At 67.6% G+C, this 19533-nt stretch carries 20 protein-coding genes; 11 read left to right on the forward strand and 9 right to left on the reverse strand.

Going from position 1 to position 19533, the window contains the following annotated elements:
* Positions 1-176: 176 nt before the first annotated feature.
* Genes GV161_RS00790 through GV161_RS00810 form a run of 5 tightly spaced genes read right to left on the reverse strand, consistent with a single transcriptional unit; the run spans position 177 to position 4054 of the window.
* The gene (locus GV161_RS00790; RefSeq protein WP_152012293.1) at positions 177-677 is read right to left on the reverse strand and encodes an N-acetyltransferase; all 501 of its coding nucleotides are present in this window, start codon (positions 675-677) and stop codon (positions 177-179) included.
* Positions 678-729: 52 nt separating this feature from the next.
* Positions 730-1566, reverse strand: coding sequence for a class I SAM-dependent methyltransferase (locus GV161_RS00795; protein ID WP_152012292.1), 837 nt, complete (start codon positions 1564-1566; stop codon positions 730-732).
* Complete coding sequence (locus tag GV161_RS00800) at positions 1563-2612, reverse strand: glycosyltransferase family 4 protein (RefSeq protein ID WP_152012291.1); 1050 nt, start codon at positions 2610-2612, stop codon at positions 1563-1565. The genes GV161_RS00795 and GV161_RS00800 overlap by 4 nt, the downstream gene beginning before the upstream one ends.
* On the reverse strand, positions 2609-3010 hold the full coding sequence (locus GV161_RS00805) for a 6-carboxytetrahydropterin synthase (protein WP_152012290.1): 402 nt from the start codon (positions 3008-3010) through the stop codon (positions 2609-2611). The genes GV161_RS00800 and GV161_RS00805 overlap by 4 nt, the downstream gene beginning before the upstream one ends.
* 51 nt (positions 3011-3061) lie before the next feature.
* Positions 3062-4054, reverse strand: coding sequence for a zinc-binding alcohol dehydrogenase (locus tag GV161_RS00810; protein WP_244623893.1), 993 nt, complete (start codon positions 4052-4054; stop codon positions 3062-3064).
* Positions 4055-4111: 57 nt separating this feature from the next.
* Between GV161_RS00810 and mdoH the strand changes: the two genes are divergently transcribed.
* Both mdoH and GV161_RS00820 read left to right on the forward strand, forming a co-directional pair.
* Positions 4112-5920, forward strand: coding sequence for a glucans biosynthesis glucosyltransferase MdoH (gene mdoH, locus GV161_RS00815; protein ID WP_152012289.1), 1809 nt, complete (start codon positions 4112-4114; stop codon positions 5918-5920).
* A complete protein-coding gene (locus tag GV161_RS00820) occupies positions 5917-6675 on the forward strand; it encodes an FkbM family methyltransferase (RefSeq protein WP_152012288.1) in 759 nt (252 codons plus the stop codon). The genes mdoH and GV161_RS00820 overlap by 4 nt, the downstream gene beginning before the upstream one ends.
* 5 nt (positions 6676-6680) lie before the next feature.
* On the opposite strand, the gene GV161_RS00825 is transcribed toward GV161_RS00820, so the two are convergent.
* On the reverse strand, positions 6681-7070 hold the full coding sequence (locus GV161_RS00825) for a hypothetical protein (protein WP_201302967.1): 390 nt from the start codon (positions 7068-7070) through the stop codon (positions 6681-6683).
* Between the two features lie 196 nt (positions 7071-7266).
* Here GV161_RS00825 and GV161_RS00830 point away from each other — a divergent pair, with 196 nt between their 5' ends.
* The 5 genes from GV161_RS00830 to GV161_RS00850 all read left to right on the forward strand — a co-directional run bounded on the left by GV161_RS00830 (position 7267) and on the right by GV161_RS00850 (position 12150).
* The gene (locus GV161_RS00830) at positions 7267-8250 is read left to right on the forward strand and encodes a hypothetical protein (RefSeq protein ID WP_152012287.1); all 984 of its coding nucleotides are present in this window, start codon (positions 7267-7269) and stop codon (positions 8248-8250) included.
* Between the two features lie 178 nt (positions 8251-8428).
* Complete coding sequence (locus tag GV161_RS00835; protein WP_152012286.1) at positions 8429-9181, forward strand: sulfite exporter TauE/SafE family protein; 753 nt, start codon at positions 8429-8431, stop codon at positions 9179-9181.
* Positions 9182-9277: 96 nt separating this feature from the next.
* Positions 9278-10057: a 2-oxo-tetronate isomerase gene (gene otnI, locus GV161_RS00840; RefSeq protein ID WP_152012285.1), complete on the forward strand. Its 780-nt coding sequence runs from the start codon at positions 9278-9280 to the stop codon at positions 10055-10057.
* Positions 10054-11058, forward strand: a complete 1005-nt coding sequence (locus tag GV161_RS00845; protein WP_159650087.1) for a glucokinase — start codon at positions 10054-10056, stop codon at positions 11056-11058. The genes otnI and GV161_RS00845 overlap by 4 nt, the downstream gene beginning before the upstream one ends.
* A 45-nt stretch (positions 11059-11103) precedes the next feature.
* Entirely contained in the window at positions 11104-12150 is a 1047-nt protein-coding gene (locus tag GV161_RS00850) for an acyltransferase (RefSeq protein ID WP_244623892.1), read from the forward strand.
* 160 nt (positions 12151-12310) lie between these two features.
* Here GV161_RS00850 and GV161_RS00855 read toward each other — a convergent pair whose 3' ends face one another.
* The gene (locus GV161_RS00855) at positions 12311-12667 is read right to left on the reverse strand and encodes a hypothetical protein (RefSeq protein WP_152012283.1); all 357 of its coding nucleotides are present in this window, start codon (positions 12665-12667) and stop codon (positions 12311-12313) included.
* Positions 12668-12879: 212 nt separating this feature from the next.
* On the opposite strand from GV161_RS00855, the gene GV161_RS00860 reads away from it, so the two are divergent.
* Positions 12880-14691, forward strand: coding sequence for an ATP-binding cassette domain-containing protein (locus GV161_RS00860; RefSeq protein ID WP_152012282.1), 1812 nt, complete (start codon positions 12880-12882; stop codon positions 14689-14691).
* Positions 14692-14911: 220 nt separating this feature from the next.
* Positions 14912-15658 carry a glucose 1-dehydrogenase gene (locus tag GV161_RS00865; protein WP_091839171.1) on the forward strand — a complete coding sequence of 249 codons (747 nt, stop codon included), beginning with the start codon at positions 14912-14914 and terminating at the stop codon, positions 15656-15658.
* A gap of 115 nt (positions 15659-15773) precedes the next feature.
* Here GV161_RS00865 and GV161_RS00870 read toward each other — a convergent pair whose 3' ends face one another.
* Positions 15774-16673 carry a metallophosphoesterase gene (locus GV161_RS00870; protein WP_152012281.1) on the reverse strand — a complete coding sequence of 300 codons (900 nt, stop codon included), beginning with the start codon at positions 16671-16673 and terminating at the stop codon, positions 15774-15776.
* A 390-nt stretch (positions 16674-17063) separates the two neighbouring features.
* On the opposite strand from GV161_RS00870, the gene GV161_RS00875 reads away from it, so the two are divergent.
* Complete coding sequence (locus tag GV161_RS00875; protein ID WP_152012492.1) at positions 17064-17531, forward strand: NUDIX domain-containing protein; 468 nt, start codon at positions 17064-17066, stop codon at positions 17529-17531.
* A gap of 3 nt (positions 17532-17534) precedes the next feature.
* On the opposite strand, the gene GV161_RS00880 is transcribed toward GV161_RS00875, so the two are convergent.
* On the reverse strand, positions 17535-18119 hold the full coding sequence (locus GV161_RS00880) for a cytochrome b (protein WP_152012280.1): 585 nt from the start codon (positions 18117-18119) through the stop codon (positions 17535-17537).
* A gap of 260 nt (positions 18120-18379) precedes the next feature.
* Here GV161_RS00880 and ribA point away from each other — a divergent pair, with 260 nt between their 5' ends.
* Positions 18380-19507, forward strand: a complete 1128-nt coding sequence (gene ribA / locus GV161_RS00885) for a GTP cyclohydrolase II RibA (protein ID WP_152012279.1) — start codon at positions 18380-18382, stop codon at positions 19505-19507.
* Positions 19508-19533: the final 26 nt, after the last annotated feature.

Genomic DNA, 19533 nt, shown 5'->3' on the forward strand with positions numbered 1-19533 from the left:
TCGCTCAGGTCTACCCGTCATGCTCGCCCTTGTGGCGAGCATCCACGTCTTGAACACCGCACTTGGCCAGTGAAGACGTGGATGGTCGGGACAAGCCCGACCATGACGATAAAGCGTGGCGAGCTCCCCTCACCCTAACCTCTCCCGCAGGGAGAGAGTGGATAAGGTCGTGCGCTTCAGCGCAGCGCCGCCACGGCCCCGTTGCGCTGCGCCAGCACGCCGTCCTTGAGCTCCAGCGCCAGGAAGCGCCCCGGATCGGCTGGACCCGGCAGGACGAGCTGGCCCGGTTTCACCGGCTTGAAGCCGAAGCGGGCGTAATAGGGCGCATCGCCGACCAGCAGGATCAGCTCATGGCCGCGTTCGCGCGCCGCCTCGATCGAGGCGTTCATCAGCGCCGCGCCGATACCGCGGCCCTCGAAGGCCGGATCGACGGTCAGCGGCCCGAGCATCAGCCCCGGCCCGCCACCGGCCAAGACCGGTGTCACCCGAACCGCGCCGACCAGGAAGGTGCCGACATGGCTGGCGAAGGAGAGCGCCGGATCGGGTGGCGCGCCCTCGCGCAGACGGAAAGCCGTGCGCGCGAAGCGTCCCGGCCCGAAGGCGCGCTCGTGCAGGCGCTCGATCGCCGCGGCGTCGCCCGGCAGTTCCTGGCGGATGGTGAGGGGAAGCGAGGTCATGGTCGGGTTCGCGGCATGGCCGAATTCGGCTGAAATGGCAATGGCGCCGGCTTCAGACCGGCCGGGCCCACAGGTCCTGATGGCCGATGGTCACGGACGCACCGCGCTTGGCTTCCAGCCAGCCGGCGATCGCCTCCGGCGAGACATGGCCGGTCTCGGTCACGGCGGCGGCGATACCGGCCGCCAGCTCCCGAACGAGATCGGCATGATCTGAGCCAAGCTGCCACGGGCTTTCGCCGCCAGTGACGGCGCACCCGGCCTTGCGGAAGGCTTGCGCCAGCGCCTCCGTGGCCTCGGGCCCAGCCGCCGGGCCAAAGCCCTTGTCCGTGTGCTGGTGATGATTGAAAGCCGCGAGCATGCGCTGATCCTCGGCATGCGCGGGCTCCCAGCTCTCGCGCCCGTCATAGGTCAGCACGGTGTAGAGCGGTAACTGCATGCTGACGAGCGAAGCGACGAAGCGTTCGAGCCAGCGTGTCGAGGTGAGATCGAACAGCGCTGCAGCCGTGACCAGGTCAGGCTGCCAGCCGAGCACCCATTCGAGCTCCTTGGTCAGGTCGGCCTGGCGGAAATCGACCGTCAGCGTCTTGTCGCCCTTGCGCAGGACGAGCTCCTCGCCCTGCTCCTGTGCCTCGTCGGCCCATTCCGCGAGCTTCCTGCGTGCGACGGACAGAAGGCGCGGATCGGCATCGACCAGCGTCCAGTGCTGGCGCACCGGCAGCGCGCTGTAGCTGCCACGCAGGTTCGAGCCGGCACCGCAGCCGAGATCGATGATCGACAGCGATTGCCGGCCGGCAAAGCTCGAGCCCACGGCCGCCAGCACCTGCGGATTGCGGGCGGCATGATCGGCCGGTTCGCGCAAGGCGAGCCAATCGGGAGAAAATCCGCTCATGGGGATACCTTCGCACAGACTTCAGCGACGATCGTCGCAGTCCCGCGCCAGCGCGGCAATGTGCCGGCTGCCTGCCAGGCTGCAGTAGAGCGCTGCAAGCGCTCCCGCTTGTCATCCAGCAACCGTGCCAGCCCGGCACGCAGCGCCGCGACATCGCCCGGCGGCACCTTCAGCGCAGCCTCGTCCGGCGCCGTCTGCGCCGCTGCGCCGCCGGTCGTGCACAGGATCGGCAGGCCGCGCGCCAGCGCCTCGGTCAGCACCATGCCGTAGCCCTCGAACAGCGAGGGCATGACGAAGAGGTCGGCCTTGGCATAGGCGGCATCGAGCTCGGCCTGCCCGAATGCTCCGGCGAGCCTGACACGCTCCGCCAGCCCAGCAGCGGCGATCTGCGCCTTCAAGGAGGCCGTGGTCGTGGGCGCTCGATCATCGGCCCCGACGATGGTGAGGCGCCATGGCCTGTCGGCCACTCCCTCCAGCGCCGCGATCAGCACGTCATAGCCCTTGCGCGGCACGAGCGAGCCGACGGCCAGCAGCTCGACGCTCTCGCCAGCGGAGCCAGTCGCCCTCGCCGCCGGATCGACACCCGGTTCCGCCACCGTGATCTTCTCCGCCGGGACGGCGAAGTCGGCGACGAGCAGCCGCTTGGTCGTCTCGCTGGTGACGATCACCGCCGACGCATAGCGCAAGGCTGCCGTCTCGCGCCTGACGAACTCCGCCGCCTGCACCGGCGACAGTCCGGTCTCCAGCCCGAGCGGATGGTGCACCAGCGCGACGACGCGCCCTGCGAGCCCGGCCGCGATGCTCTCAGGAAAGCCGCCATAGGCGAGCCCATCGATCAGCAGCACGCTGTCATAGGGTTGCGACAGGACCGCCCGCCCGGTCTCTGCCAGATCGGCCTCGCCCGGATTGGGGAAACTCCCCGGCAGCGGCAGATGCCGCGCCCCGACGCCTATCTCACGCCATTCCGCCAGGAGCCGTCGATCGTAGCCATAGCCGCCGGTCGGCAGCGAGAGATCGCCGGGAACGGCGAAGACGATCTCGCTCACGCGAGCGCGCCCTCATAGCTCGCCCTGGCGAGATCGGTCTCGTGCAGTGTGACGCGGATCTTCGCGAGATCGGCCGCGTCCGCCCCGAGCTTGCCGGTGCGGGCCGCCAGGGCCATCGCGTCGAAGATGTACTTGCAGAGGAATTCGGTGGTGGTCAGCACGCCCTCGAACTGCGGCAGCGTGTCGAGATTCTTGTAGTTCAGCGGCTTCAGCGTCTCGTTCAGCACGGTCAGCGCCGCGCCGATGTCGACCACGACATTCTGGCGGGTCAGGTTCTCGCGGAAGAAGGCGACGTCGACGACGAAGGTCGCGCCGTGCATCGCTTGCGCCGGGCCGAAGAACGGATCGGGCAGCGAATGGCCGATCATGATGCGGTCACGGACTTCGACGGAAAACATGGGGCAGTCTCCTTCAGCGCGCGCAGTCTTGGCGAAGGCCGGGGCGCGGCGTCAATAGCGCAGGACGGCGGTCAGCCCCGCGCCGGCGAACAGCGCGGGCAGGCGAGCAGGCGCATCCTTGAAGGCGATCTCGTCGGTGATCAGCGCATCGAGCCGTTCATCCGCCAGCAGCGCCAGGGCGGCCTGCATGCGGCGCGCGTAATCAAACCGCGCCCGCCGTGACGGCGAAACCTGCCCGACCTGCGAGGAGACGAGCTGCAGGCGCCGGGCATGGAAGGCGCCGCCAAGCGGGGCGGCGACGTTGCCCTCGCCATACCAGCTCAATTCGACGATCCGCGCTTCAAATCCGGCCGCACCGATCGCGGTCGCGAGGCCGGCGGCGCTCGCACTGGCATGGAAGACGATGTCGGCATCCTGCGGACAATCTGCCGGCAGCGCGAAGCGGCAGCCCAGCGCCTGCGCCAGCGCGGCGCGGCTCTCGTCGAGATCGACCAGCGTCACTTCCGTCCCCGGCAGCTTGGCCGCGATGAACGCGGTGAGCAGGCCGAGCACGCCACCACCGACCACGACGATGCGATCGGCCGGGCCGGAGCCGGCATCCCAATGCGCGTTGAGCGCGGTTTCCATATTGGCAGCGAGCACGGCACGCCTTGCCGGAAGCCCGTCCGGCAACGGGGTCACGCGATCCGTCGCAACAACGAAGCGATCCTGATGCGGATGCAGGCAGAACACCGTCCGGCCGAGCAAGTGAGGCGGCCCCGCATCCACCATGCCGACGGCGCAGTAGCCGTATTTCACCGGAAATGGAAAAGCGCCCTGCTGGAGAGGGGCCCGCATGCGCTCATATTCGCTCTCGGGCACCCGGCCCTCGAACACCAGCCGCTCGGTGCCACGGCTGATCCCGCTCCAGAGCGTGCGCACCAGGCAATCGCCCGGCCCCGGCGCCGGCAGTTCTTCCGTGTTCAGGACGCATTCACGCGCGGCGGCATACCAGAGCGCCGTCGCCTGTGCGCTTGCTTCATTTGCAATTGCCGGCTTTACCACGCATCGCCCTCCGCGCCGTTCCCCGCCAGCCTTGTCGAGCCCATGACGGAAACCGCCATGAACCAGCGCCCCGCTCCGACCACGTTCCACGCGGTGGCGCAAGAGGACTTGAGGCTGACGCCGGCGGGCTTGCAGTCGGTATCGACCCTGCGGGCACGGCGCTGGCTCGTCGCCGGCGTGAACCTCGTGACGCTCGCGGCCCTGCTCTGGGGCCTCGCCCATGTGCTCTCGGCCGGCGGCTGGAGCCTCGCCGATATCGCGATCTTCATCGCCTTCGTCTTCGGTGCGCCCTGGACCGTGCTTGGCTTCTGGAACGCCGTGATCGGGCTCTGGCTGCTGCACGGCACCAAGGACGGGCTCGATCAGGTCGCGCCCTTCGCTGCCGCCGGGGATACGCCGACGCCACTCGCGGTCCGCACCGCCGTGCTGATGACGCTGCGCAACGAGGTCCCGGCCCGCGCCTTCCGCCGGCTCGAGATCGTCAAGCAGAGCCTCGACGCCACCGGCGAGGGCGCCTGGTTCGACTATTTCGTTCTCTCCGACACCAACGATCCTGATGTCGCCGCGGCTGAAGCAGAACTCGCCGCCGCCTTCGCCGCGCGCATCGGCGAGCAGGGCCGCCTGACCTATCGTCGCCGCAGCGACAATGCCGGCTACAAGGCCGGCAATGTCCGCGATTTCTGCGAGCGCTGGGGCGACCGCTACGAGTTGATGTTGCCGCTCGACGCCGATTCCGTGATGTCGGGCCAGGCCATCCTCGCCCTCGCCCGGATGATGCAGGCCTATCCGAAGCTCGGCATCCTGCAGAGCCTGGTCGTCGGCATGCCCAGCAAATCCGCGTTTGCGCGCATCTTCCAGTTCGGCATGCGCCACGGCATGCGGCCCTACACCATGGGCTCGGCCTGGTGGATCGGCGATTGCGGTCCGTTCTGGGGCCATAACGCCATGGTGCGGATCGCGCCCTTCCGCGATCATTGCCATCTGCCGACCGTGCCCGGTGGGCCGCCGCTCGGTGGTCCCATCATGAGCCATGACCAGGTCGAGGCGACCTTGATGCGCCGCGCCGGCTATGAGGTCCGCGTGCTCCCGGTCGAGGCCGGCAGCTGGGAGGAGAACCCGCCGACAATGCTGGAATTCGCCCGGCGCGACCTGCGCTGGTGCCTCGGCAATCTGCAATACCTCAAGATCATGGGCATCCCCGGCCTGAAGGCGATGAGCCGCTTCCAGCTGGCCTGGGCGATCCTGATGTTCATCGGCCTCCCGGCCTGGACGCTGATGATCGCGCTCCTGCCGCTGAAGGTGCTGGAGGATCGCGCCGTCGCCGATTACCCGGCCGGTTTCGCCGCCTTCCTCTATGTGCTGTTCTTCGCGATGTACCTCTCGCCGAAGCTCGCCGGCTTCGCCGACATCCTGCTGACGAAGGATGGCACCAAGCGCTATGGCGGAACGCTGCGCTTCATCGTCTCCTCGCTGATCGAGATCGTCTTCGCCTTCCTGCAGGGCGCGGTCTCGACCTTCCGGACCACGCTTTTCATGATCGGCCTCGCCTTCGGCAAAGCGAGGATCGGCTGGAACGGCCAGGCCCGCGACGCCCACGCCCTCTCCTTCACCACCGCCTTCGCCGGCCTCTGGCCGCACCTGCTGTTCGGGCTCTACATCTTCGGCACACTCGCCGTGCTCTCGCCGACCGTCCTGATCTGGTCGCTGCCGCTGACCGCCGGCTACCTCCTCGCCATCCCCTTCGCCATACTGACAGCGGCGCCGGCACTGGGCGCCTTGTTCGTCCGCACCGGCCTCTGCGGCATCCCCGAGGATTTCGACCCGCCGGCCGAGATCGTCGCAATCCAGGGCGGCGACGCCCGATGAAGCCGGTCGCCTATCCCAAGGGCACCGCCAGGAGCCTGTCGCGCTCGCTGCGCGTCTACCATGGCGACCATGTCCGCAAGGTCGCGATGGATTCGCTCTATGCCCGTTTCCTCAGGGCCGGCGACCTCGCCTTCGACATCGGCGCCCATGTCGGCGACCGCATCTCCTCCTTCCGCCGCCTGGGCGCCCGCGTCGTGGCGCTGGAACCGCAGCCCGGCCCGGCGCGGGCGCTACGGCTGATCCACGGCCGCGATCCCAAGGTGACTCTGATCGAGGCCGCCTGCGGCGACAGCGAGGGCAGCGCGACACTCAGGATCAACAGCGCCAACCCGACGGTTTCCACCCTCTCGGGCAAGTTCGTTGAGGCCGCCCACGGCCAGGACGGCTGGCGCAAGCAGGTCTGGGACCGCGAGCTCACCGTGCCCTGCACCACGCTCGATGCGCTGATCGCCGAGCACGGCCTGCCCGCCTTCATCAAGATCGATGTCGAGGGTTTCGAGGCGCATGTGCTCGCCGGCCTCTCGCAGACGCCGCCCGCCCTCTCTTTCGAGTTCACCACGATCCAGCGCGATGTCGCAGAGGCCTGCCTCGCCCGGCTCGCGGCGCTCGGCCCCTATCGCTTCAACGTCGCCCTCGGCGAGAGCCAGCAACTGGTCTTTCCGGAGGCCGTCGGAGCGGAGGCCATGAGCCACTACCTCCGCGACCTCCCGCATGATGCCAATTCCGGCGACGTCTACGCCCTGCTGTCGCGCTGAGAGACCTACGCACCGCTCTGTCCGAGCCAGGCGAGCCCCGCTGCCACAAGCAGGCCAAGCCAGCCAGGATGCCGCCCTCTGGTCGCGTAGAGCACAAGGACTGAGCCGGCGAGCGTTGCGATCGCGATGATCCGTATCTGAAGGGCGTGCGCCGACAGATCGGGCGCCATGGCGAACTGGATCAGCAGCGCCGCCAGCCCCCAGCCCAGCACCGAACAGAGGTGCCAGTTCGCCCAGAGGATCCTGAGGTGCCGCTCGCGCAGCGGCGCCGGCGCGAGGAGCGGTACGATCGCTCCTGCCCGCAATTGCCGGAAGATCAGGATCTCGCCGATCACCGAATGGGCGATGCCGATCAGGATCATCAGCACGCCGGCGGCCAGGACATAGCTCTGCATCGAAGGCAGTCCCTGCTCGTGAAGGGTCGCAGGAGGCGCCTCACGCAACGGCAATCTGATCTTGCCCGCGTCGATGGCGGAAGCTGCCACGGTGTCGCGCTTCCGTCCCGGCTGTATCGGCTCTATGACCCGGCTCAGCCTGCATTCATCTTACGCTGTCCAGGCTGACCACGAACGCAACCGACCAAGGATGACCATGCTCGCTCTCGTTCGCCCGCTCGCCATCTCCGTGACGCTTCTGCTGACCGCCTTCGCGGCCCATGCCGCCGGCGACGTCGCCGTCGAGGTCAAGAACGAGTCGGAGCAAGTCGCCTGCGCCGAGAAGGACAACGTCACGATCAAGGCGATCTCGCCCGAGGTCCGTCGCTTCCGCATCGAGGCGGCGCACCCGGCCTATATCGCCGGGCTGCTGCGCGACAACTGGGACGCCGACTGGACCGATTGCGACATGAGTGGCGATCCCGTCCACAAGGCGCCGGTGCCGCCGCAACGCATCACCTTCTACGAGAGCATCGAGTACTGGCTGGTCGGCTACACCTTCGAGAGCTTCTGGCGCCCGGCCGAGACGACCTTCAGGGTCGGCGATCGCGTCGAGAAGGGCCTGCATCTCGTCCAGCTCTGGAAGCTCGGCAAGACCGGCTCCTATGAGGTGCTGGTCGTCTATCCGCAGGACGGCTACTGGCGCGTCCGGCCGCTGCCGCCACAACAGCTCTCGGCCGCCGCCTATGGCTCCTCCTTCCTGTTCGGCCCGGTCGAGCAGGACGGCGCGCGGCCGGTGGTGAACATCAAGGAGATCGCCTTCGATCCGAAGACGCTCTCCTTCAACCTCGCCTTCAAGGATGGCAGCTCGGGCACGCTCAAGCTCGACAGCGTCGACGAGAACCGCATGGTGCTCGACGCCGTGCTCGACAAGCCGGTCACCGGTGGCAAGGCCTTCGCCGCGCTGCGCTCGATGTATGTCACCGAGTTCAACAACGACGTCGCCCGCATCGCCATCCGCGAGCCCGGAGCCAAGGGCTGGCGCGAGGAGGCTCTGATGCCGTTCGCCGGCGGCAAGGCGACCGATGTCTGGATGGGCCGCACCACCCATTCGCGCCACAACACCTCCTCACCCGACATGGTCTTCCGCAGCTTCTCGAAGGACCCGAACCCGCCGGCCAAGCCGGAGGCGAAGAAGTAGCTTCCGGCTCGCAAAAACCCTCCGCAATCATCCCGAACAAGCGGCGAAGCCGCGCCGATCCGGGATCCATTCCTGAGCCCCTATCGGATAGGTTCAGGAATGGGTCCCGGGTCTCCCTATGGTCGCCCGGGACGACCAGCACTTGATTATCGACACGAGTGATCGATCAGCCCGGCCCATGGACACCTCCACCATCCTGACCCTCGCCCTCGGCGCCGCTCTTGCCGGCTTCGTGCAGGGCCTCTCCGGCTTCGCCTTCAGCCTCGTCGCCATGTCGGTCTGGGCCTGGACGCTCGATCCCAAGCTTGCCGCGGTCATGGCTGTGTTCGGCGGGCTGACCGGCCAGACCATCGCGGCCGTGACGGTGCGCCGCGGCTTCGATTTCGCCCGGCTCTGGCCTTTCCTGCTCGGTGGCCTTGCCGGTATCCCGGTCGGCGTCCTGCTGTTGCCGCTGGTCGAGCCCAATCTGTTCAAGGCCGGACTCGGCATCCTCTTGGCCGTCTGGTGTCCGATTATGCTGTTCGCCCCGCATCTGCCGCCGGTCCGCTTCGGCGGGCGTCTGGCCGACGGCGCGATCGGGCTCGGCGGCGGCATCATGGGCGGCTTCGGCGGTTTCACCGGCGTCCTGCCGACGCTGTGGTGCTCACTTCGCCGGATGGACAAAGATACGCAGCGCTCCATCGTCCAGAACTTCAACCTGACCATGCTCGCCGCGACCATGCTCGGCTATGTCCTGGCAGGGAACGTCACGCGCGCGATGTGGCCGGCCTTCGCCATCGTCGCGCCGGCGATGCTGATCCCCTCGCTGCTCGGCGGAAAGCTCTATATCGGCATCAGCGAGCAGGCCTTCCGCCGCATCGTGCTGACCTTGCTGACGCTGTCGGGCATCGCACTGCTGGCCTCGTCCCTGCCGCGCCTGCTCGGCGTCTGACAGGACGGAACTCTCTCCCACCCAAGCAGGTTATCGATGACGGGCCCGTCCTGACGGGCTAGCCTGCCGCCTCGATCCGACTGACGAGACCGACCAATGCCGCGTTTTGCCGCCAATCTCTCGATGATGTTCAACGAGTGGGAATTCCTCGACCGCTTCAAGGCGGCAGCCGAGGCCGGATTCGAATCGGTCGAGTTCCTGTTCCCCTATGAGCACGCGCCGGAGAAGGTCGGCCTGGCGCTTGCCGGCGGCGAACTCGAGCAGGCGCTGTTCAACCTGCCACCCGGCGACTGGGCCAAGGGCGAGCGCGGCATGGCCGCCCTGCCCGGTCGCGAGGAGGAGTTCCGGGCTGGCGTCGAGACGGCGCTGGCCTATGTCCACGAGACCGGGGTCAAGCGCCTGCACATGATGGCCGGCCTCACCGATCCGAACGATCCCGCAGCCCAGACGGCCTATCGCGCCTCGCTCGCCTATGCCGCCGACAAGCTGGCCGAACACGGCATCGACCTCCTGCTCGAGCCGATCAACGGCAAGGACATGCCGGGCTATTTCCTCAACGATTTCGACCAGGCTGCGGCCTATGTCCGCGAATCCGGCCGGCCGAACGTCAAGCTGCAGTTCGACATGTATCATTGCGAGCTGATCCACGGCGATGTCGGGGCAAGGCTGGAAGCGCTCTACCCGCTGGTCGGCCATGTCCAGATCGCCAATGCCGAGGGCCGGCACGAGCCGGACGGCACGCGGCCCGACTATCCCGCGCTGTTCGCCCAGCTCGATTCGCTCGGCTATCCCGGCTTCGTCGGCTGCGAGTATCGTCCCCGTGCCGGCACGCTCGAAGGCCTCGGCTGGTTCTCGCCCTGGAAGAAGCACGCGTGAGCGGCCCCCGCTTCCCCCATCCGGTTCTCGTCGCCGATATCGGCGGCACCAATTGCCGGCTCTCGCTGGTGCCGACCCCCGGCGCCCTGCATGAGCCGCTGGCCCGGATCAGCACAGGTGCACATCCGACGCCCGAGGCGGCGCTGGGCTCGGTGCTGTCGACGCTGACGGTAAAGCCGCGCTCGGCCATCCTCGCCGTCGCCGGCCCGCTGGATGGGCGCAAGGCCCAGCTCACCAATGCCAGCTGGTATTTCGACGGGCCGGAGCTCGGCCGCGCGCTCGGCTTCGAGCAGGGCTTGCTGGTCAATGATTTCGAGGCGATCGCCGCTTCGCTGGCCGTGCTCAGGGACCGCGATCTGTTCAATCTCGTCCGCGGCCAGCCGGAACCCGAGGGCCCGCGCCTCGTGCTCGGCCCCGGCACCGGCTTCGGCGCTGCCGCCCTCTTGCGGCGCGGCGACACCGGCATGCTGGTGCCGACCGAATGCGGCCATATCGGCATCGGCCCGGAGGATCCGACCGAGGTGAAGCTCTGGCCGGCGCTGGCCGAGGGCATCCCGCGCGTCACGATCGAGGAATTGCTCAGCGGCAGCGGCCTCATCCGCTTCCATCGCGCGGTGATGCGCCAGTCCGACGTCGCCGAGCCCGATGTCAGCGCCGCCGACGTGAGCGCGCTGGCGCTAGACGGCAATCCCGGCGCACTGATGGCCGTGATCTGCTTCTGGCGGCTGCTGGCCCGCGTCGCCGGCGATCTCGCGCTCGGCTTCAAGGCGACGGGCGGCGTCTACCTGGCAGGCGGAATCGCGCCGCGCATCCTGCCGCTCGCCGACAAGGCGACGATCCACGCTGTCTTCGCCGGCAAGCCGCCGGTCGAGGATCTCGCCGCCCGCTTCGCGCTCAACGTCATCACTGCCGATGATCCCGCCGAACAGGGACTCGCCGCCATCGCCGCAGCTTCCGGCCGCTTCGGCCTCGACGATCCCGCGCGCTTGTGGTTTGCCTGAGCGCTCCCGCGCTCACCCGCCCCTATTCGAAGACGATTCCCAGCCTTGCCCCAGCTCTACGGCATCCAGGTCCTGCGCGCGCTCGCGGCGCTGATGGTCGCGGTCCATCACGTCCAGGCCGATGCCGGCTTTCTCGCGGCCAGGGCCGGCACCGCCTTCACGCCCTCGCATGCCTTGCCCTGGAGTGCGGGCGTCGACCTGTTCTTCGTCATCTCCGGCTTCATCATGGTGCATTCCTCGGCGGGGTTGTTCGGCAAGCCGGACGGAGCGCACCTGTTCATCGCCCGGCGCATCGCCCGGATCGTGCCGCTCTACTGGGCCGCGACCACGCTCTTCCTCGTCGTGCTTCTCGCCTCGCCCGCGCTGCTCAATTCCGGCGCGCCGAATCTCCAGCAGATCGCCGCCTCCTATCTGTTCTGGCCAACGGCGAATGCGGCGGGCGAGCTGCAGCCGGTCTATTCGCTCGGCTGGACGCTGAACTACGAGATGCTGTTCTACGTCCTGTTTGGCGCAGCGCTGCTCGCGCCGGGGCGGCTGGTCGTGCCGCTCGTGACTGTGGCGCTCGCCGGGCTGGTCGGAGCGCAGGCTCTGGCCGGACCGCTCGTCCTGCCCTTCAGCTTCTGGGGCCAGCCGATCGTGCTCGAGTTCGCCGCGGGCATGGCGGTCGGCCTGCTCCGGCAGAACGGCCTCAGGCTCGATGGCCGCCTGCGCTGGCTGATGGCGGCAGCAGGCATCGCCCTCTTCGTGCTCGCCTCTGGCGATGGCTGGGCCCAGACCTCCTGGGGCGCGCTTGCCCTGCGCGGTCCCGGTGCGCTGCTCCTCGTCGCAGCCGCGGCCTGCGGACGCAACGTCACCGCCCCGTCGGCGCTGGTGCGCTCGCTCGCACTGCTCGGTGACGCCTCCTATGCGCTCTACCTCGTCCACCCCTTTGCGATGCGGGCACTGCGCGAAGTCTTCGCCCGTCTCGCACCGAGCGCGACAGGCTTCTTTATCGTGCTTGCGCTGGTGGCAGCCGTGCTCGCGGCGCTCGCGGTCTACCAATGGTTCGAGCGGCCGATGACGAAGGCGGTACGGCGGGCGTTGCGGGCTTAGGTCATTCGAACCTCCCAAAGCCCTCATCCTGAGGAGCCGCGCAGCGGCGTCTCGAAGGATGCTCCAGGAGGCTCCGGAACCAGCTGGACCATCCTTCGAGACGCGGACTGACGTCCGCTCCTCAGGATGAGGGCTGAGGGGGATATTGGGCTCGATCGCCCTACTTCTTCAACCGCATCCCCTTCAGCGACTGCCCGACCACGCCACCATCGCGCCGGCGCTCCGGCCGCTTGGCGACGATCGTCTCGACATGCTGTTCCTGCGGGAAATAGCCGCGCTCCAGCACTTCGAGCGTATATTCCTCATAGGTGAGACCGAGCGCCTCGGCTCGCTCCTGCCGCCTGAGCGTGATCTCGCGCGGCTTCTTCCAGGCCTTGCGATGGGCGAAGCGCCAGTCGAAAGTGCGGCCGATCTCGCCTTTATCGGTCGCCGGCTTGCGCTTCTTCTCCTCGAGCGGCGGGCCACCATTGTCGCCGATGCGGGCGGTTCTGGGCTTGCGCAGGGCCGGCTGTCTCATGGCTCTTATCTCATATGAGATACAAAACGTATCTCATAGTGGATCAAGCTTGGTCGCGCTGCAAGGCCCGGCATGGTGACAGGCGGGCCGCCGCAATAGATCGCCGCGCGTCCGACAGGACGCGGTAACGGCGATCTATCGATTTGGTTTCGCATCGGGTTCTTCCGAAAAGTGGTTTCCACTTTTCGGCCCGATGCGATATCCCGCCCGCCATGGCTCCTTTGCTCCACCTTCGCGACGTCGCGCTCACCTTCGGCGGCCAACCCTTGCTGGAGGGCGCGGAAATCGCTGTCTCGGCCGGCGAGCGGGTCTGCCTGGTCGGCCGCAACGGCTCCGGCAAGTCGACCCTGCTCAAGATCGTGGCCGGCATCGTCGAGCCCGACAGCGCCGAACGGTTCGTCCAGCCGGGCGCGACCATCCGCTATCTGCCCCAGGAGCCCGACTTCTCCGGCTACAAGACCTCGCTCGCCTATGTCGAGGCGGGCCTGGGTCCCGGCGACGACGCCTATCGCGCGCAGTACCTGATCGAGGAACTGGGCCTGACGGGCGAGGAAGACCCCGCCAGCATGTCGGGCGGCGAATCACGCCGCGCCGCGCTTGCCCGCGTGCTCGCGCCCGAGCCCGATATCCTCTTGCTCGACGAGCCGACCAACCATCTCGACCTGCCGGTGATCGAATGGCTCGAGCAGGAGCTGAAATCCCTGCGCTCGGCCATGGTGCTGATCAGCCATGACCGCCGCTTCCTGAGCTCGCTCTCGCGCGCCACGATCTGGCTCGACCGCGGCGTCACCCGGCGCGTCGAGCGCGGCTTCGGCGAGTTCGAGGCCTGGCGCGACGAGGTGCTGGCGCAGGAGGAACTCGACCGGCACAAGCTCGACCGCAAGATCGCCCGCGAGGAGGACTGGCTGCGCTATGGCGTCAGTGCCCGGCGCACCCGCAATCAGCGCCGGCTCGGCGAACTGCATGGCCTGCGCGAGCAGCGCCGTACCGCCCGTCACGCCGTCGGCTCCGTCCGGCTCGAAGCGAGCGAGGCACAGGCCTCCGGCAAGCTGGTGATCGAGGCCGTCGACATCGCCAAGGCCTATGACGGCCGGCCGGTGGTCAAGGATTTCTCGCTGCGCGTCGCCCGCGGCGACTGCATCGGCATCGTCGGTCCCAACGGCGCCGGCAAGACGACGCTGATCAACCTGCTCACCGGCGCGCTGAAGCCCGATTCAGGCAAGGTCAAGCTCGGCGCCACCCTCGAAATGGTGACGCTCGACCAGCGTCGCGAAAGCCTCGACCCGGCGACTCCGCTTGGCGACGCGCTGACTGGCGGCGGCTCGGACCAGGTCATGGTCGGCGGCACGCCGCGCCATGTCATCAGCTACATGAAGGACTTCCTGTTCCAGCCGATCCAGCGCGGCACCGCGGTCGGCGCGCTTTCCGGCGGCGAACGTGGCCGGCTGATGCTGGCGCGCGCCCTCGCCAAGCCCTCCAACCTGCTGGTGCTCGACGAACCGACCAACGATCTCGACATCGAGACGCTCGACCTCCTGCAGGAATTGCTCGCCGACTATGGCGGCACCGTCCTGCTGGTCAGCCATGACCGCGACTTCCTGGACCGGGTTGTCTCCTCGACCCTAATCTCGGATGGCGACGGCGTCTGGACCGAGTTCGCCGGCGGCTATTCCGACATGCTGGCCCAGCGCGGCCGTGGCGTCGGAGCCAAGGCACGGGCCGTTCCGATGAAGGGATCGGCAACGGCGTCAGCGACGCCCGCTCCAACAGCCAGTACCGCTGCTGCGAAGCGCAAGCTCTCCTTCAACGAGCAGCATGCGCTGAAGACCCTGCCGCAGCAGCTCGAGAAGCTGCAGGCCGAAGCCGGCAAGCTCAATACGGCGCTGGCCGGCGACCTCTACACCCGCGATCCAAAACTCTTCGCCAAGGCGACGGCGAGGCTCGACGAGGTCACGCGCGAGATCGCGCAGACCGAGGAGCGCTGGCTCGAGCTGGAAATGCTGCGCGAGGAGATCGAGGCCTGAGACAGGCGTCATGCTCGGGCTTGACCCGAGCATCTCAGGCCGAGAGAGGCCCGGTCAGCGCCTTCTCGCCACGAGTTTCTCGGGTCTGCGCTTCGCTCCGCCCGAGAATGGCGCACACACCCCATACAATTCCGCTATCCGGCCAATCGCGAAAGCGTATTTATCTCGGCCGTCAAATCGCCCCACAGTCACTCGGCAAAATGCTTTCCGAGGGAACACCATGAGACTCAAGGGCAAGACGGCGCTGATCACCGGCGCGGCGCAGGGCTTTGGCCTCGGCATCGCCGAGACCTTCGTGCGCGAGGGCGCACGGGTCGCGGTGCTCGACATCAACGGCGACAAGGCCCGTGAGGCCGCCAAGGCGATCGGCCGCAAGGCCTTCGCCGTCGCCTGCGATGTCGGCAAGGCCAAGAGCGTCGATGCTGCAGTGGCCAAGGTGATCAAGCGCTTCGAGCGGCTCGACATCGTCGTCAACAATGCCGGCATCAGCCATCGCAACCAGCCGATGCTGGATGTCACCGAGGCCGAGTTCGACCGCGTCTTCGACGTCAACGTGAAGTCGATCTTCCTGATGGCCAGGGCGACGGTGCCGCATTTCCGCGAGCATGGTGGCGGCGTCATCCTCAATATCGGCTCGACCGCCGGCGTGCGCCCTCGCCCGGGCCTGACCTGGTACAACGGCTCGAAGGGCGCCGCGAACCTGCTCTCCAAATCGATGGCGGTCGAACTCGCGCCGGACAGGATTCGCGTCAACGCCATCGCCCCTGTCGCCGGCGAGACGCCGTTGCTCGCGACCTTCATGGGCGAAGACACGCCGGAGAAGCGCAAGGCCTTCACCGCGACGATTCCCTGGGGCCGTTTCTCGACGCCGCAGGACATCGCCAACGCCGCGCTGTTCCTGTGCTCGGACGAGTCCGAAATGGTCACCGGCTCGATCCTGGCGGTCGACGGCGGCCGCTGCGTTTAAGAAGCGCGTCATGCTCGGGCTTGACCCGAGTATCTCTCGCTGGAGGAGGCTCCGCTCAGCGCCTTCTCATCCTGAGATTCTCGGGTCCACGCTTCGCTCCGCCCGAGAATGACGGCTAGACCAGCCCTCCGCCCGTCAGCGGCATCGACTGCAGCAACTTGACCGTGCCGTCGAGATCGAAGGCACGGCGCTCCAGGCTGATGCGAGGGGCCGTCGGCGGCCCTTCGATGCGCAGCAGGTGCCAGCAGGCGAGTTCGGCATGACCGCCGCGCAGGCCGATTGAGGCCGAAGGCACGCCGACGATCGGCACGTCATGATCGAGGCCAGGTCGCCAGGCCAGCGAGAAGCGGTGGTTATGGCCGTGCAGGACGAGCTCCGCCCCCACCCGGCGCAGCATCGCCTCGAAGGCGTCGGCATCGACCAGCTCGCGCGTACGCCGCGCGCCGCCGACATAGGGCGGATGGTGGATCAGTACCACGCGGATCAGCCCATCGGCCTTGGCTTGCGCCAGCAGCTTCTCGGTGACGGCGATCTGAGCCGAGCCGACGCGCCCGGTCGCCATCAGCGGCATGGTCGGAATGCCGGTGTTCATCCCGATCAGCGCGACCGGCCCGCGCTGGCGATACCAGGGATAGCCGGCTTCTCCGCCATCGCTGGCACACCAAGGCGCAAGCTCACGCGCCAGCGCCGACAGTGACGAGCGCGCATAGCAATCGTGATTGCCCGGCACGAAGCTGACCGCGTCGCGCGGGCCGAGCGTATCGAGGAAGGAGAGCGCCGTCTTGAACTCGGTCGGCAGGCCGATATGCGAGACATCGCCGGTGCAGGCGATGTGGTCGGGCTTCTGCGCCAGGATGTCGGCGACGATCAGCCCGAGGATTTCCATGTCATGGGCATGGCGCCGCTTGCGTCGCCAGTTGACATATCCGGTCGCACGCTTGCCGATCAGCTCGCGCAGCGAGAACTTGGTCAGCGGCCCCAGATGCGGGTCGGAGAGATGCGCGAGCGTGAACACACTCCAGCGCTTGCATTCAACGCCCGCGCCCCGTCAAGCGCGACGGTGGCGGCGGGCGAAGATGACGCAGCCTGAAAGGCTCAGTTGGCCGAGCCCATCAGCTCCGAAACGATGCGCGGATCGGTCAGGGTGACAGCCGGCTTCCAGACGAAGCGGGGCTTGGCGTTCAGACGGGCAGTGATGAAAGCGAGAAGCATGGTAATTTCCCCAGCGGTAACGGCGTGAGCTTGTGAACCCTATTTAAGGCGCGTTTGTGTTATATCGAGAGGGCAAACAGAGTTCCGTTATGCGTTCATTGCATAGACAATTAACCCGGCATCAGGATTTGCCCACATCGTGAGCAGCGAGGACGGATCCGGCCCGCGCTCCGGGGCATCGGCGATCGAACGGGTGCCGAGCGGGCTGCGGCGACTAGCCGGGAAGACCTTGCACCTCTATTTCCGTCTGCGCCGCGGTATGACGCTCGGCGTCCGCGCCGCCGTGCTGAGCGAGGCTGGCGAGGTCCTTTTGGTACGCCACACCTATACGCCGGGCTGGCATATGCCCGGCGGCGGCGTCGAGCCGGACGAGACGCTTCTCGACGCTCTCGCGAAGGAACTGCGCGAGGAGGCCAATATCGCGCTGACCGGCCCGGCGCTGCTGCACGGGGTCTTTCTCAACCGCCATGTCTCCGTGCGCGACCATGTCGCCGTCTTTATCGTGCGCGCGTTCACGCAGGGCGCGCCGAAGCAGCCGGACCATGAGATCGCCGAGGCGCGCTTCTTCCCGCTTTCGGCCCTGCCGGACAGGACAACACCGGGCACACGCCGTCGGCTGGCGGAGATCATCGAGGGAAACGCGCCGCCTGCGGAGTGGTGAGCCCTATTTCAGCCCCGGCAGCATCCGGCGCAGCACGCCGTCCTTGCGGATGAAATAGTGGAACAGCGCCGCGCCGATATGCGCACAGGCCAGCAGCGCCAGAAGGATCGCAAGCCAGCCATGGATGGAGAGCACGCGCTTGGCGACCTCCTCGTTCGGCGCAGTCAGCGCCGGCAGGTCGAACAGGTTGAACACCGTCAGCGACGGGAAGAGCGAGACACCGATCCAGCCGAGCAGCGGCACGATCAGCAGCAGCCCGTAGAGCGCCCAATGCACGAGATGCGAGGCGGCCTTCTGCCACCATTCCAGCGTCGGCTCGTCAGACGGTGCGCCATGGACCAGCCTATAGATCAGCCGGCCGGCGCTGAGCCAGAGCACGAGGAAGCCGATCGACTTGTGCGTCGAATAGAGCGCATCGGTCACCCTGTCCCAGATGTCGAGCGTGTTGCCGCGATAGGTCATGGCGAGCCCGAGCGGGATCATCACGAACACCGCCGCGACCGTGATCCAGTGCAGCGCGCGCGCCGCCGGACTGTAGACGGTGACGCGTCCCGCGCCTGGCGTTACCGGGTCATGCCCCTGCGTCATTTCCCTTACGCGCTCCCGCTCGCCATATCTGGTCAGGGCCCGCTGCCACGACTATTCATCTGGTGTTCAATCTCGCGCTTTTATAGGCCAGTCTGCAATCGGCTGCCGATCAGGCGGTTGCGGGTGCTGTCTTGGGAACCACGCCGGAACGGATACGTTATAGGAACGCGGTGTTGCATCGGATGCATCTGTCCAGGCGAGACGCGCGTAGCTAGCTCACATTCCTCCGCGCCTTCGGGCGCAATCTGACGGACTTTCCGATGCCTCAGTCGCGTAAGCTCTTCGACCGGCCGGGTGAAACCGATCTGGTCGCCGTCGACCGCGCTCTCGCCGAGTTCCGCGCGGCCCGCCCGGTACTGCTGCGCCAGGGCGAGGAGCTGGCGCTGGCCCTGTCGGCCGAGCTCGCCGAGGCCGATCTCACCGCCCGTCTCGATTCCCTCTCCGCCGGCAAGGCTCGCCTCGTGCTGAGCGCCGCGCGCCTGCGCCGTCTCGGCGCCAAGGGTCGCGCCGAGACCGGTATCCTCGCCATGCCGGCAATCGATCTTGCCCGCATCGAGACGCTCGCCCTGAAGATTGATGCCCGCGTCGATGCCCCCGTCGGGCCGGCGGGTGCGCTCGACAACGCCGCGCTCGAACTCGCCCGCCTCGCGTTGGTGCTGCCGGCGGTGATCCTCGTCCCGGTCCAGGCCGCGCAGGTCGCCGGCGAGCCGCTGATCGAGGTCTCGATCGAAGCCATCAACGGCTACCGCACAGCGCAGGTCGCGCGCCTTGCGATCGTAGGGCGCGCCCCGGTGCCGCTCGAGGGCGCACCGGAGACCGAGTTCGTCGTCTTCCGCGGCGGCGAGGGCCTGCGCGACCAGGTCGCGATCATCGTCGGCAAGCCGGATCTCTCGACTGCCGTGCCGGTGCGGCTGCACTCAGCCTGCCTGACCGGCGACCTGTTCGGCTCGCTGAAATGCGATTGCGGCGATCAGTTGCGCGAGACCGTGCAGTGGATGGCCGAGAACGAGGGCGGCATCCTGCTCTATCTCGACCAGGAAGGCCGCGGCAACGGCATCTCCAACAAGATGCGCGCCTACAAGCTGCAGAGCCAGGGCTGGGACACCTACGACGCCGACGAGGTGCTCGGCTTCGATCTCGACCAGCGCCATTTCGACTTCGCCGCCGCGATGCTGAAGCAGCTCGGCGTCTCCAGTGTCACCGCACTGACCAACAACCCGCTGAAGATCGGGGCAATCAAGGCCGCCGGCCTCGAAGTCGCCGCGACCCAGCGCGTTCTGGGCCGCCCGAACGTCCACAATGTCCGCTATCTCGCCTCGAAGCGTGATCGCGCCGGCCACTTCATCGATATGGACGCGTTGATGGCGCGTGCTGCGCCCAAGGATTGACCGGCGCGAGCATTGATCGCGCGCCG

It is taken from the genome of Bosea sp. 29B (assembly GCF_902506165.1).
In the GTDB taxonomy this organism is placed as follows: Bacteria; Pseudomonadota; Alphaproteobacteria; order Rhizobiales; family Beijerinckiaceae; genus Allobosea.